The organism is Staphylococcus sp. FSL W8-0305, from assembly GCF_037966415.1.
GTDB classification, from domain to species: Bacteria; Bacillota; Bacilli; order Staphylococcales; family Staphylococcaceae; genus Staphylococcus; species Staphylococcus aureus.
Window position 1 is genome coordinate 933,595 of sequence record NZ_CP150198.1, and the last position, 13,341, is coordinate 946,935.

General features: G+C 31.7%; 15 protein-coding genes. 6 read left to right on the plus strand and 9 right to left on the minus strand.

The annotated features are described in order from the left end of the window. Positions 1-186 precede the first annotated feature (186 nt). Positions 187-1,251 (plus strand): LPXTG-anchored heme-scavenging protein IsdA, encoded by a 1,065-nt coding sequence (gene isdA / locus NST10_RS04630; protein WP_000160848.1) that lies wholly within the window; start codon positions 187-189, stop codon positions 1,249-1,251. Positions 1,252-1,452: 201 nt separating this feature from the next. Then, positions 1,453-3,399 (plus strand): heme uptake protein IsdB, encoded by a 1,947-nt coding sequence (gene isdB, locus NST10_RS04635; protein WP_001041576.1) that lies wholly within the window; start codon positions 1,453-1,455, stop codon positions 3,397-3,399. Positions 3,400-3,552: 153 nt separating this feature from the next. On the opposite strand, the gene rpmF is transcribed toward isdB, so the two are convergent. Next, the gene (rpmF, locus tag NST10_RS04640) at positions 3,553-3,726 is read right to left on the minus strand and encodes a 50S ribosomal protein L32 (protein ID WP_000290472.1); all 174 of its coding nucleotides are present in this window, start codon (positions 3,724-3,726) and stop codon (positions 3,553-3,555) included. Positions 3,727-3,805: 79 nt separating this feature from the next. Continuing rightward, on the minus strand, positions 3,806-4,363 hold the full coding sequence (locus tag NST10_RS04645) for a DUF177 domain-containing protein (RefSeq protein ID WP_000872158.1): 558 nt from the start codon (positions 4,361-4,363) through the stop codon (positions 3,806-3,808). A 126-nt stretch (positions 4,364-4,489) separates the two neighbouring features. Here NST10_RS04645 and NST10_RS04650 point away from each other — a divergent pair, with 126 nt between their 5' ends. Next, a complete protein-coding gene (locus NST10_RS04650; RefSeq protein ID WP_000843621.1) occupies positions 4,490-5,629 on the plus strand; it encodes a nucleotidyltransferase in 1,140 nt (379 codons plus the stop codon). A 61-nt stretch (positions 5,630-5,690) separates the two neighbouring features. On the opposite strand, the gene coaD is transcribed toward NST10_RS04650, so the two are convergent. Together coaD and rsmD are read right to left on the minus strand one after the other, a co-directional pair. Then, positions 5,691-6,173, minus strand: a complete 483-nt coding sequence (gene coaD, locus NST10_RS04655; protein ID WP_000401377.1) for a pantetheine-phosphate adenylyltransferase — start codon at positions 6,171-6,173, stop codon at positions 5,691-5,693. A 1-nt stretch (position 6,174) separates the two neighbouring features. Continuing rightward, complete coding sequence (rsmD, locus tag NST10_RS04660) at positions 6,175-6,717, minus strand: 16S rRNA (guanine(966)-N(2))-methyltransferase RsmD (RefSeq protein ID WP_001263793.1); 543 nt, start codon at positions 6,715-6,717, stop codon at positions 6,175-6,177. A 69-nt stretch (positions 6,718-6,786) separates the two neighbouring features. Between rsmD and NST10_RS04665 the strand changes: the two genes are divergently transcribed. Further along, entirely contained in the window at positions 6,787-7,176 is a 390-nt protein-coding gene (locus NST10_RS04665; protein ID WP_000814565.1) for a hypothetical protein, read from the plus strand. Positions 7,177-7,178: 2 nt separating this feature from the next. Here NST10_RS04665 and NST10_RS04670 read toward each other — a convergent pair whose 3' ends face one another. Then, positions 7,179-7,433, minus strand: a complete 255-nt coding sequence (locus NST10_RS04670) for a YlbG family protein (protein WP_001049150.1) — start codon at positions 7,431-7,433, stop codon at positions 7,179-7,181. A gap of 238 nt (positions 7,434-7,671) precedes the next feature. Here NST10_RS04670 and NST10_RS04675 point away from each other — a divergent pair, with 238 nt between their 5' ends. Further along, positions 7,672-8,601, plus strand: coding sequence for a glycerophosphodiester phosphodiesterase (locus NST10_RS04675; protein ID WP_000757584.1), 930 nt, complete (start codon positions 7,672-7,674; stop codon positions 8,599-8,601). Between the two features lie 66 nt (positions 8,602-8,667). Here NST10_RS04675 and NST10_RS04680 read toward each other — a convergent pair whose 3' ends face one another. From NST10_RS04680 to cyoE, 4 genes are all read right to left on the minus strand, one after another. Beyond that, on the minus strand, positions 8,668-9,102 hold the full coding sequence (locus NST10_RS04680) for a YlbF family regulator (protein WP_000606480.1): 435 nt from the start codon (positions 9,100-9,102) through the stop codon (positions 8,668-8,670). A 15-nt stretch (positions 9,103-9,117) separates the two neighbouring features. Next, positions 9,118-10,155, minus strand: coding sequence for a CAP domain-containing protein (locus NST10_RS04685; protein WP_000733421.1), 1,038 nt, complete (start codon positions 10,153-10,155; stop codon positions 9,118-9,120). 326 nt (positions 10,156-10,481) lie between these two features. Then, positions 10,482-10,943 (minus strand): DUF420 domain-containing protein, encoded by a 462-nt coding sequence (locus tag NST10_RS04690; protein ID WP_000538761.1) that lies wholly within the window; start codon positions 10,941-10,943, stop codon positions 10,482-10,484. A 24-nt stretch (positions 10,944-10,967) separates the two neighbouring features. Continuing rightward, complete coding sequence (gene cyoE, locus NST10_RS04695; RefSeq protein WP_000031403.1) at positions 10,968-11,879, minus strand: heme o synthase; 912 nt, start codon at positions 11,877-11,879, stop codon at positions 10,968-10,970. A 450-nt stretch (positions 11,880-12,329) separates the two neighbouring features. On the opposite strand from cyoE, the gene NST10_RS04700 reads away from it, so the two are divergent. Beyond that, positions 12,330-13,241 carry a heme A synthase gene (locus NST10_RS04700; protein ID WP_000467123.1) on the plus strand — a complete coding sequence of 304 codons (912 nt, stop codon included), beginning with the start codon at positions 12,330-12,332 and terminating at the stop codon, positions 13,239-13,241. Positions 13,242-13,341: the final 100 nt, after the last annotated feature.

Here is a 13,341-nt window from a genome sequence, read left to right on the forward strand (position 1 = left end):
TTGCTTTTAAGTCTTTACTAAAATCATAAATAATAATGATTATCATTGTCAATATTTATTTTATAATCAATTTATTATTGTTATACGAAAATAGATGTGCTAGTATAATTGATAACCATTATCAATTGCAATGGTTAATCATCTCATATAACAACACATAATTTGTATCCTTAGGAGGAAAACAACATGACAAAACATTATTTAAACAGTAAGTATCAATCAGAACAACGTTCATCAGCTATGAAAAAGATTACAATGGGTACAGCATCTATCATTTTAGGTTCCCTTGTATACATAGGCGCAGACAGCCAACAAGTTAATGCGGCAACAGAAGCTACGAACGCAACTAATAATCAAAGCACACAAGTTTCTCAAGCAACATCACAACCAATTAATTTCCAAGTGCAAAAAGATGGCTCTTCAGAGAAGTCACACATGGATGACTATATGCAACACCCTGGTAAAGTGATTAAACAAAATAATAAATATTATTTCCAAGCTGTATTGAACAACGCATCATTCTGGAAAGAATACAAATTTTACAATGCAAACAATCAAGAATTAGCAACAACTGTTGTTAACGATGATAAAAAAGCTGACACTAGAACAATCAATGTTGCTGTTGAACCTGGGTATAAGAGTTTAACTACAAAAGTACATATTGTCGTGCCACAAATTAATTATAATCATAGATATACTACGCATTTAGAATTTGAAAAAGCAATTCCTACATTAGCTGACGCAGCAAAACCAAACAATGTTAAACCGGTTCAACCAAAACCTGCTCAACCTAAAACACCTACTGAGCAAACGAAACCAGTTCAACCTAAAGTTGAAAAAGTTAAACCTGCTGTAACTGCACCAAGCAAAAATGAAAACAGACAAACTACAAAAGTTGTAAGTAGTGAAGCTACAAAAGATCAAAGTCAAACACAAAGTGCTCGTACAGTGAAAACAACACAAACAGCTCAAGATCAAAATAAAGTTCAAACACCTGTTAAAGATGTTGCAACAGCGAAATCTGAAAGCAACAATCAAGCTGTAAGTGACAATAAATCACAACAAACTAACAAAGTTACAAAACAAAACGAAGTTCATAAACAAGGACCTTCAAAAGATTCTAAAGCTAAAGAATTACCAAAAACTGGTTTAACTTCAGTTGATAACTTTATTAGCACAGTTGCCTTCGCAACACTTGCCCTTTTAGGTTCATTATCTTTGTTACTTTTCAAAAGAAAAGAATCTAAATAAATCTTCGTCATACTCATAACTTAATATATTTTTTATTTTAAATTTTATTTAACCTATGTCATAGATATTACATAATCTATAACATAGGTTATTTTTTATAAAATAACATTGCAATTAACTACCATTTCAATGTACAATACAAGTAATCAATTGATAATGATTATCAGTTGATAATATACAATTAGGAGTTGTTTCTACAACATGAACAAACAGCAAAAAGAATTTAAATCATTTTATTCAATTAGAAAGTCATCACTAGGCGTTGCATCTGTAGCGATTAGTACACTTTTATTATTAATGTCCAATGGCGAAGCAAAAGCAGCTGAAGAAACAGGTGTTACAAATACAGAAGCACAACCAAAAACTGAAGCAGTTGCAAGTCCAACAACAACAACAACTGAAAAAGCTCCAGAAGCTAAACCAGTAGCTAATGCTGTCTCAGTATCTAATAAAGAAGTTGTGGCCCCTACTACTGAAACAAAAGAAGCTAAAGAAGTTAAAGCAGTTAAAGAAGTTAAAGCCCCTAAGGAAGCAAAAGAGGAAAAACCTGCAGCAAAAGCTGACAACAATACATATCCTATTTTGAATCAGGAACTAAGAGAAGCGATTAAAAACCCTGCAATAAAAGACAAAGATCATAGCGCACCAAACTCTCGTCCAATTGATTTTGAAATGAAAAAGAAAGATGGCACTCAACAGTTTTATCATTATGCAAGTTCTGTTAAACCTGCTAGAGTTATTTTCACTGATTCAAAACCAGAAATTGAATTAGGATTACAATCAGGGCAATTTTGGAGAAAATTTGAAGTTTATGAAGGTGACAAAAAGTTGCCAATTAAATTAGTATCATACGATACTGTTAAAGATTATGCTTACATTCGCTTCTCTGTTTCAAATGGAACAAAAGCAGTTAAAATCGTAAGTTCAACTCACTTCAATAACAAAGAAGAAAAATACGATTACACATTAATGGAATTCGCACAACCAATTTATAACAGTGCAGATAAATTCAAAACTGAAGAAGATTATAAAGCTGAAAAATTATTAGCGCCATATAAAAAAGCGAAAACACTAGAAAGACAAGTTTATGAATTAAATAAAATTCAAGATAAACTTCCTGAAAAATTGAAAGCTGAATACAAGAAGAAATTAGAAGAGACGAAAAAAGCTTTAGATGAACAAGTGAAATCCGCGATAACTGAATTCCAAAATGTACAACCAACAAATGAAAAAATGACCGATTTACAAGATACAAAATATGTTGTTTATGAAAGTGTTGAGAATAACGAATCTATGATGGATACTTTTGTTAAACACCCTATTAAAACAGGTATGCTTAATGGCAAAAAATATATGGTAATGGAAACTACTAATGACGATTACTGGAAAGATTTCATGGTTGAAGGTCAACGTGTTAGAACAATTAGCAAAGATGCTAAAAATAACACTAGAACGATTATCTTCCCATATGTTGAAGGTAAAACTCTATATGATGCTATCGTTAAAGTTCACGTAAAAACGATTGATTATGATGGACAATACCATGTCAGAATCGTTGATAAAGAAGCATTTACTAAAGCCAATGCCGATAAAACTAATAAAAAGGAACAACAAGACAACTCAGCTAAGAAGGAAACTACTCCAGCTATGCCTAGCAAACCAACAACACCACCTGTTGAAAAAGAATCACAAAAACAAGACAGCCAAAAAGATGACAATAAACAATCACCAAGTGTTGAAAAAGAAAATGACGCATCTAGTGAGTCAGGTAAAGACAAAATGCCTGTTACAAAACCAGCTAAAGCTGAAGTAGAATCAAGTAGTACAACTCCAACTAAGGTAGTATCTACGACTCAAAATGTTGCAAAACCAACAACTGCTTCTTCAGAAACAACAAAAGATGTTGTTCAAACTTCAGCAGGTTCTAGCGAAGCAAAAGATAGTGCTCCATTACAAAAAGCAAACATTAAAAACACAAATGATGGACACACTCAAAGCCAAAATAATAAAAATACACAAGAAAATAAAGCTAAATCATTACCACAAACTGGTGAAGAATCTAATAAAGATATGACATTACCATTAATGGCATTAATAGCTTTAAGTAGTATCGTTGCATTCGTATTACCTAGAAAACGTAAAAACTAATTAATCGTCTTTATATTTAATTATTAAATTAACAAATTTTAATTGGCAGATGAGGTATTCCGATACCTCGTCCGCCAATTATTTTTTGCAATATAAAAAGTCCCACTTAAAACAATTATTTTAAGCGGGACTTTTTATATTGAGTAACTAAAATTATTTAGCTGCTACTTCTTCGCCATTGTAAGAACCACAGTTTTTACATACACGGTGTGATAATTTGTATTCGCCACAGTTTGGGCATTCAGTCATACCTGGTACTGAAATTTTGAAATGCGTACGACGTTTGTTTTTTCTAGTTTTAGAAGTTCTTCTTTTTGGTACTGCCATGATATATCCTCCTTAGATTATAAACGAAAAATACTAAATGTTAGTTTAATTAACAACATTATATCATTAATTAAACTACTTATTGCTCTTTATCATATAATTGTTGTAATTTTTGAAGCCTTGGATCAACTTGTCGTGATTCTGAATCATCTTGTTCTTGCTGTTTAGCAAGCTCATCTAATTGATCCTCATCGATTACTTCCCAACCATTACCTACTGTCAACATTTGGTCACTTTGCTCTGAATAAGCTCTCATTGGTTTCTCAATAATAACTATATCCTCGACAATATCCTGAAGATTAACCATACCATCTTTAATAATGTGATAGTGTTCATCTACATCATCTTGATCATCGTTATACTGATTGTACCCTTCTAAATCAAATACTTCTGTAGTAGTTACATCTAGTGGGACTTTAACTGGTACAAGAGTACGTGCACAAGGCATTGTATACGTTCCAGTAATGTGAATATCCGCAACGACTTCTGTTGACTTAATGGTTAACTGACCTTGGATTGTAATTGGAGATAAATCAATTAAATCTAATGATTCTTTTAAATTGTCAAAACTCACCGTTTGATCAAATTCAAATGGCTTACCTTGATATTTCCTTAATTGCGTAATTGACCATTTCATATGGCTTCACCTCTAACAAGCACAAAATTTATTTTAACTTTCTAAGAACAAGTTGTCAAGATTTTTTCTTAACATATCATGTTCTGTTACAATATTAATAATGAATACCGAAAGGACGAATTGCAAATGAAAAGCGTTGGCTTAATCACAGAATATAATCCCTTTCATAATGGGCATCAATATCATATTAATCAATCTAAAAAACTTACAAATGCTGACGTTACTATTGCAATAATGAGTGGTAACTTTGTCATGCGTGGCGAACCAGCAATCTATAATAAGTTTACTCGTGCAAAAATGGCATTATCAACAGCTGATTTAGTTATCGAACTACCAGCAACTGCCAGTTTATCATCTGGCGATCATTTTGCCGAACTAGCAGTTAAAGTCGCAGATTATATGAGTGTCGATACAATTGCATTTGGTAGTGAAAATAATAATATCAAAACATTAAAGCAATTAGCTCACAGCATTAATGAAATTGAACAATCCGAATCCTTTTCACAAAAAGTAAAAGAAGGTAAAAGCTACCCTCGTATCATTAGCGAATTATTAGAGCATCATGAAGCACTAGCAAGTCCTAACAACATACTTGGTATTAGTTATCTGAAAGCAATTGCTAAACATGCTAAAAACATCAATGCAATTTCTATTAAGCGAGAAAATGCTCAACATCATGATTCATTAATTCAACATCATAAGTTTGCAAGTGGTACATCTATTAGAACATCAATCATTAGTCAAGATGATCATTGGCATCATGTGGTACCTAAAGATATTCAACACCTGTACGTAACACCTCATATAACATTAAATCAAATATTCCCATATTTGAAATATCAAATCATAGCTATGACTACAGAGTCATTAAAGAATATTTATACTGTTACTGAAGGTTTTGAAAATCGTTTAAAATCTTACATTAATGAAGCAACTGATTTTCATCATTTTGTAAAATCACTAAAAACAAAGCGTTATACATATACGCATATCCAAAGACTGTTAATGAATGTATTATTAAACATTAAACCTACAGATGTTACGAGAAACATTCACGCAGTTAAAGTATTAGCAATGAACGACCGTGGCAGACAATATTTAAAGCATTTAAAAACAGTGTTCCCAGAAAGACAATATATAACCAATATTAACAAAAGCAATGCACATTACTTCACAAATGAAATCAAAGCAACACACATATACAATGCAATAAGCGGGCAACAACAAACAGATTTCAACACGCCTGTCATACAGCAATATCGTTAACAAATGAAAACAGTATTTTAGGATTGTAAACCATGATAAACCTAAAATACTGTTATTTTTATTACTTAAATTTCTTCTTCAATGCCTTTTCAACATAAGGTGGAACGAATTCAGAAATATCTGCTCGATAAGCTGCAACTTCTTTAACAATACTTGAACTTATAAATGAATAATTAGTACTAGACATCATATATAACGTTTCAATTTCATTGTTCAACTTTTTATTCATTGAAGTTAAGCGTAATTCATATTCAAAATCACTGACCGCTCTTAAACCACGTATGATTGTTTTAGCTCCTACTTGTTCACAATAATCGACTAGTAAACCACTAAATTGATGAACCTTGACATTAGGTAAATGTTTAACAGATTGTTCAATTAAATCCATACGCTCTTCTAAACTAAACGTACCTTCTTTTTTACTATTTTTAAGAACACAGACATGAATTTCATCAAATCTATCTGTACTTCTCTCAATAATGTCTAAATGACCATAAGTAATGGGGTCAAAACTACCCGGAATGACCGCTATTGTATGTTCCATGCTATTCTCCCTTTTCTAATAACAATGTGTCTGTCAACCCATAATGGTAACGTTTAATCATATTAAACGGTTGATAGTCTATTTCTTCATGATTGCTAAATTCACAAACGATGATACCATTTTCTTTCAATAAATTAAACTCTGAAATTAGTTTTAAAGCTTTATCAATGAGACCTTTATTATAAGGTGGGTCTAAGAAAATGACATCAAATTGAATATCACGTTTTGACAATGCTTTTAAAGCTCTATCTGCATTATTTTTATAAACTTCAGATTGTGCCTCTAAATCCAAATTCGCAAGATTTGATTTAATAACTTTTACAGCTTTAAAATTTTGATCAACAAAGATAACCTTATCTATACCTCGAGAGAGTGCTTCTATTCCAAGCGCCCCGCTTCCTGCAAATAAATCTAAACCTATACCTGACACATCATATAAACTATTAAAGATACCTTCTTTAACTTTATCCATAGTTGGTCTCGTATTACGGCCTTCCATACTTTCTAAAGCTTTACTTTTATGTTTACCTGCAATGACGCGCATGTTGTTCACACTTCCAATTCATTTAGTTATTTAATATAATTTATTGAGAAAAAGGAGAATGATAAACCAATGAAACAAACATTTATTACACTTGGTGAAGGTCTAACAGATTTGTTCGAATTCATGACGATGATTGAATATAACCATCAACGTATTGATAAAATTATCTATTTTCATTCACCACAAGCTGAAAATAAAAAGTCATCTGTAGCAATCATTATGAACCCTACAACTGGCAATCATTTCCAAGCATTTTATATCATGATTAACGCTATTAAATATCCATATCCAGATTCAAATAAAAAGTTTCAAATGATTAATGATTGCGCTGAAAAATTCGACATACCAATTTTAGGTATCGATGTACAGCCTCCTCAAGCATTTCATGATTTATCGTTATATTATAATTATTTAATTAGTGTGTTAAGGCTCCAAAAATGGATACCAGAACTTCAATAATATTAATTATATATTTCGTGTTTCTCTTTTTCGTAAGTTTTCTTTAAGTATTTATATGGTGAGCCATCAATGTGTCTAACGTATTTAAGTTGCATTAGTTTATGTACAATTTGATCAACATCTTGCTCATTCACATACATAATTACAAATTTACGATCTCTATTTGAATGAACGATATGTCCATATTTTCGGATTTGTCGTTCATGTTTCATATGTTTTAAATAAACTACAATACTAGTTCTTGGGATTAAATTCATTTAAACCTCACTCCATTTATTTTCAGCATTAATCATATCATGTCTTTATTAATTTTAAAATATTAAGCTACCTTAATTATGTCTTATGTAATTGCACGATAAATGTATTTAGATTATATTAAGCATCATTATATTAATTCAATTCTCAAGAGCAACACTATATGATTAACCGCACATTTTGCTGTAGTCAGAACTATGAATTTGTTAAGCTATAAAAGTAAACGAGGAGGAATTTTTTATGAAAAAAGTAAACAGAAACATTTTAAATGCGGTACTAGTCGGTGCTGGATTTGTAAGTAGTTTGTTAATGATAAATAAAAATAAAGTGATTACTAAAAAGCAAACCATCCCTGCTTTTTTCAAAGGCAATGCACCATATATATTTGCGCATCGCGGTGGTATGGCTTTAAGACCAGAGCAAACGCAACTTGCATTTGACTATGCAAAACAATTAGGCGTTGATGGTTTTGAAACAGATGTGAGACTCACAAAAGATCAACAGCTTATCGTTTTTCATGACGCAACAGTCGATAGAACGACGAACGGCTCTGGAAAAGTCAGTGCCCATACATTAGCAGAATTAAAAAAATTAGACGCAGGTTATCACTTCAAAGATATCAATGGACTAACACCATATCGTGGTCATGCACACACAGCTATACTAACCTTCGATGAGTTGCTGAAGCAATATCCTGATATGTATATAAACGTAGACTTAAAGGATGCTCCTGAATCCTATGAAGGCTCAATCGCACCACAAATTATGTTTGATACAATTGCAGAGAATCAAGCATTTGACCGTGTTCTTGTGACAAGTTTTTATAAAGAACAAATCGTACGTTTTAATAAAATTGCACAAAGATCTGTTGCAATTGGTGCTAGCCAACAGGAAGTTACAGAGGCATTTTTAAAATATCATTTATTAGGTGGTAGGTACTACCAACCATTAGCACAAACGTTCCAAATGCCTACTCATTTTAAAGGTATTAATTTGACTTCATCTCGTTTTATCAAATGGTTAAATGATATGAATGTCATTCCAGGCTATTATGGCGTAAATAGTATAGATCTGATGAATGATTTATACCAAAAAGGTGCACACACGATTGTGACAGATCGACCAGATTTAGCACAACAATTCAAACAATCAATAAACAACAAACAATAAACAAAAACATCGAGTCAGATGCTAGTAAATGGTTTCAATAACCATCTTTTTCTGACTCGATGTTTTTTATAATGAACAATTACAGGATCCGCCCGTCGCACAACCACTATGTGATGTTTGAAAGAATGGATTGCCTGTTTCTATTTTGACATGTTCTGAAACAGCGTACGCAATTTTCGTAACAACTTCATCAATTAAATGTTGAAGTGCCATTTCCCTAGCTTTGTAATGCATCACAACGTCAAGCATCTCATATGCTCTTTTGCGTTGTCTTGTCTCTAACATGACTTTCTTATAATCAGGATGATATTTCCCGAAACGCATTACTTCATCATATTTCTCTTTTGATTTTAAAAATGATTGATAAAGTAAATGGGCTTCGTCATTGTTTTCGAGCGCCTGTTTAGCTTGCTCAAATGATGCATAAATATCTGATGCAACTATCATATCAGCCAGTTCATCAATATCATCTAATATCGCTAGTGAAGCTTCATTAATCATAAATACCCCTCATTGTTATTTTTCTAAGAAAATTAGTGAATAATAATCTCTCATTACATCTCCACCCATCTCATCGTATTTTGAATTTAATAGACGAGATCGATGTATATCTGAATTCATCCAACTATGGATTAATGTTGGTACATCATTAAACGCATAACCAACATTTTGAGCAGTTGTTTTATAAGTAACATGATTTTTATCTAATTGCCCTCTTAATGCGTCCTCTGTAAATTCAACACTATCAGAACCATTAGAGGTCGCTTCATATAAGTTATTAGATGCAATATGTGCTAAATCGCTATTGATTTTCAATGGTTTTAATCCTTTTAATTTTCTCATTTCATTCGTTACTTCATAAAGAGAAATTAATTGATTTGGATTTTGCTCAACTGGACGCTTATTATGCTCTTCTGACGTAGAATTAGAATTTAATCGATAAGGTTCAATATCTGCTAACATTTCTTTTGTTAAAAATCGTACACTTAGCACCTTTTTCGATTGTTGATCAGAATACACTTGTGCATATATGTTGCCATATTTAATCAATGTTTGTGTTTTTAAATCTTCATCTGAAAGTTCAAATTCATATTTTTTACCATCAACTGTAAAGGACGGTTCTGGATTAATACTTGTATGATTAAAAATTTCTGCAGAATGTTGTCCTATTTTTAACGGACTAACATTGACATTCTCACCTGTAGCATACACTGAAACGATTTCTTCACGTTTAGTTGAAACAATGTAATAACTGTTTTTGTCTTTAAACACATAATTTTTGTAACCATCTCTAAAAGGGTAGACACGATCTGCTTGTCCAAATTTAGAAGTAAGCACTTTAATGTCTTTACCTACCCATGTACCAACACCTTCTTTAGGCTTTGGATTTTCAGCATGGTTATTTGATTTATTCACCTGTTCAGATCTATTTACTTTATTACCTTTATTCGGGTTCTCTAATACATCAAATTTTAATCTCGGTGAATAAAAAAGATATATTAAAAATCCAACTAAAAATAATACTCCGACGACTCTTATAATTAACTTTTTCATCAATCAACCACCTAAAAAGTATTAATACTATTGTAAAAAACAACACATTAATTAGCAAATTTTCAACACTGACATAACTGTGTCATTTCGATGAAACAAAACCATCTTCAGGCACAATGTTAACATCATAAAGATTTTCCCTACAGTCTATATCATAACCTATCTTTATGTTTTCAGGTTGAATTTCATTATTAGGATTAAAATATGTATAAAAAAACGGACAGTTAAGGTATCAAATGAATACCATCAACTGTCCGACTATTCTTCATCAAAAAACCTGATAAAACAAATTGCCTTATCAGATTAGTATCATTTGTAAAAGCGTATTAATGACCAAATGTTGCTTTAATCAGTGATGTCGTTTCTCCACCTGGATATAATACATATAATAATAAGTAAACTGCTACACCTGTAATTGCAGTACAGAACCATATAACTGAAGCGAATGGCCCGAATTTGCGGTGCACATTATATTTATCTTTAAATGCAGTAATAATTTGAACTAGACCTAGAATACCACCAATTGTTGCTAAATTAATGTGGAAAAATAAGAAAATTGTATAATATTTCTTAATTGATGCTGGTCCGCCAAATGCTGTATTACCGATAAAAATCGTTCTACTTGCATAGATTAAGAAAAAAGTTAAAGCAAAAACAGCTGCAGCTAACATAACATTTTTGTGTTTATCTATTTCCCTTTTCCAAATAAGTCTCCAACCAATGGCAATTAAAATTGCACTAATGACAATACATGTCGTACTTATCGTTGGTAAAATTGGAACGCCCATATTTTTCATCCTAACTTAATTAATCTAGATCAAAGTAAGTAATGAAACAATCACAGCTAACACGAAAAAGATCACTAAATAATTTAGTGAATATATAAACATTTGTGTTGCCCATTTTGTTTGATCTGAATTTTTCTTAAATGTTGTTAAACCTAATGCAATCCATCCTAAATTTAATAATGTAGCTAACACTACGAATACGACACCTAAATTTATTAGTAATAAAGGCACTGGCAATAAAATAATCAACCAGATAAACATACTGACACGTGTACGTTTAAAGCCCTTAACTGATGGTAACATTGGAATATTTGCAAGTGCATATTCATCTTTACGTTTAATAGCTAAGGCATAAAAATGAATTGGTTGCCAACAAAATACAACTAAAAACAGCGCAATCGCTGTTAAACTAATTTGTCCTTCAATTGCAACCCATCCAATTAGTGGTGGTACTGCTCCAGGAAAACTCCCAATCACTGTGTTCCATGTTGTATGTCTTTTAGACCATATTGAGTAATAAGACACATAACCTACAATCCCCATAAGACCAAGTACGCCTGATGGTATATTCAATAAAAACAAACAAATTTCTCCAACTAACATCATACCAAAACTTAAAAGTAATAAATTTTGATCTGTAATTCTATTATTTACAGTTGGTCTATTTTGTTTACTAGGCATAATACGATCAATATCTTGGTCGTAATAATTATTTAACGCACATGCGCCACCCATAATTAAAGTAGATCCTAATAGCATTAATAAAATTTGAGGTATTGATGATAAGAAGGAATGATTTGTCATTACAACTGCTAGCCATGCGCCCGCAAAAGCCGGAATTAAGTTACCTTGAACAAGTCCCATTTTAATTATCTGTTGCAATTCTTTGAAGTTAACTCTGCTAATATTTTGTGACAAAGTATGCTCTTTGCTCATAATCCCCCTCCTTAAATTTGTTCATATAAGATTATGATATCTTAGATTGCATAAAAAGACTAGGTTTAATAAAATTAAATTGTGACAAATTAACGACAAGAGAAAATGTCAATTTTGTGACACAAATAACATTTAATTTATTGCTATAATGTATATGTTAGAAAATTTTAATAAGTAGAATCATGCATCTAAAAGAGATTAATATTTAAGCTTCAAATTTGAGTAACTGTGACTGAAATTTTATAGCAGTGAACGGCACATCATTGTCGTGTTATTCATATCATTGATGATAGTCGATCACTTCTAATACTAGAAACAATTAAATTATATAAACTGTGTTGGATCCCATCTCTTCAAATCCAACTGTTAGGTTCATTCATAGTATTAACTCAAGTTCAGCTATTAAATCAAAATCTCAGTGATGCGTTTTTTTATGATGGGGTGTATAAATTGTTTGGCAAAAAGAATTTAAAATGGTTAGGTGTCGTAGCAACGTTAATGATGACATTTGTACAACTTGGTGGAGCCTTAGTTACCAAAACCGGATCAGCTGATGGTTGTGGTTCTTCTTGGCCACTATGTCATGGTGCGTTGATTCCAGAATTCTTTCCTATTGATACGATTATTGAATTAAGTCATAGAGCCGTTTCAGCTTTGTCTTTATTAATGGTCTTATGGTTAGTTATCACTGCATGGAAACATATAGGCTATATTAAAGAAATTAAACCTTTATCAATCATTAGTGTTGGATTCTTATTATTGCAAGCATTAATCGGAGCTGCTGCTGTTATTTGGCAACAAAACGATTACGTTTTAGCATTGCACTTTGGTATATCATTAATCAGTTTCTCATCTGTATTTTTAATAACATTGATTATTTTCTCTATAGATCAAAAATATGAAGCTGACGAATTATATATCAAAAAGCCATTAAGACGTTTAACATGGTTAATGGCAATCATCATTTATTGTGGTGTTTACACTGGTGCACTAGTGCGACATGCGGATGCAAGTTTAGCATATGGTGGTTGGCCATTGCCATTCCACGATCTTGTACCACATTCAGAACAAGATTGGGTCCAACTCACGCATCGTATCATGGCTTTTATAGTGTTTACGATTATTATGATTACTTATATTCACGCTGTTAAAAATTATCCAAATAACCGTACTGTTCATTATGGTTATACAGCTGCATTTATACTTGTTATATTACAAGTTATCACAGGTGCATTGTCTATTATGACTAATGTTAATTTGATAATCGCACTATTCCATGCATTATTTATCACTTATTTATTTGGTATGACAACATACTTTATCATGCTAATGTTACGATCAGTAAGAAGTGACAAGCAATAACAAAAAAGCAAAGAAGCTGTGACATAAATCAATGTTCAATGCTCTACAAAGTTATATTGGCAGTAGTTGACTGAACGAAAATGCGCTTGTAACAAGCTTT

What these genes read in the sequence shown, in the direction of transcription:
- isdA (WP_000160848.1), top strand. Translation starts at nt 187, where the DNA reads ATGACAAAACATTATTTAAACAGTAAGTATCAATCAGAACAACGTTCA.
- isdB (WP_001041576.1), top strand. Translation starts at nt 1,453, where the DNA reads ATGAACAAACAGCAAAAAGAATTTAAATCATTTTATTCAATTAGAAAG.
- rpmF (WP_000290472.1), bottom strand. Translation starts at nt 3,726, where the DNA reads ATGGCAGTACCAAAAAGAAGAACTTCTAAAACTAGAAAAAACAAACGT.
- NST10_RS04645 (WP_000872158.1), bottom strand. Translation starts at nt 4,363, where the DNA reads ATGAAATGGTCAATTACGCAATTAAGGAAATATCAAGGTAAGCCATTT.
- NST10_RS04650 (WP_000843621.1), top strand. Translation starts at nt 4,490, where the DNA reads ATGAAAAGCGTTGGCTTAATCACAGAATATAATCCCTTTCATAATGGG.
- coaD (WP_000401377.1), bottom strand. Translation starts at nt 6,173, where the DNA reads ATGGAACATACAATAGCGGTCATTCCGGGTAGTTTTGACCCCATTACT.
- rsmD (WP_001263793.1), bottom strand. Translation starts at nt 6,717, where the DNA reads ATGCGCGTCATTGCAGGTAAACATAAAAGTAAAGCTTTAGAAAGTATG.
- NST10_RS04665 (WP_000814565.1), top strand. Translation starts at nt 6,787, where the DNA reads ATGAAACAAACATTTATTACACTTGGTGAAGGTCTAACAGATTTGTTC.
- NST10_RS04670 (WP_001049150.1), bottom strand. Translation starts at nt 7,433, where the DNA reads ATGAATTTAATCCCAAGAACTAGTATTGTAGTTTATTTAAAACATATG.
- NST10_RS04675 (WP_000757584.1), top strand. Translation starts at nt 7,672, where the DNA reads ATGAAAAAAGTAAACAGAAACATTTTAAATGCGGTACTAGTCGGTGCT.
- NST10_RS04680 (WP_000606480.1), bottom strand. Translation starts at nt 9,102, where the DNA reads ATGATTAATGAAGCTTCACTAGCGATATTAGATGATATTGATGAACTG.
- NST10_RS04685 (WP_000733421.1), bottom strand. Translation starts at nt 10,155, where the DNA reads ATGAAAAAGTTAATTATAAGAGTCGTCGGAGTATTATTTTTAGTTGGA.
- NST10_RS04690 (WP_000538761.1), bottom strand. Translation starts at nt 10,943, where the DNA reads ATGGGCGTTCCAATTTTACCAACGATAAGTACGACATGTATTGTCATT.
- cyoE (WP_000031403.1), bottom strand. Translation starts at nt 11,879, where the DNA reads ATGAGCAAAGAGCATACTTTGTCACAAAATATTAGCAGAGTTAACTTC.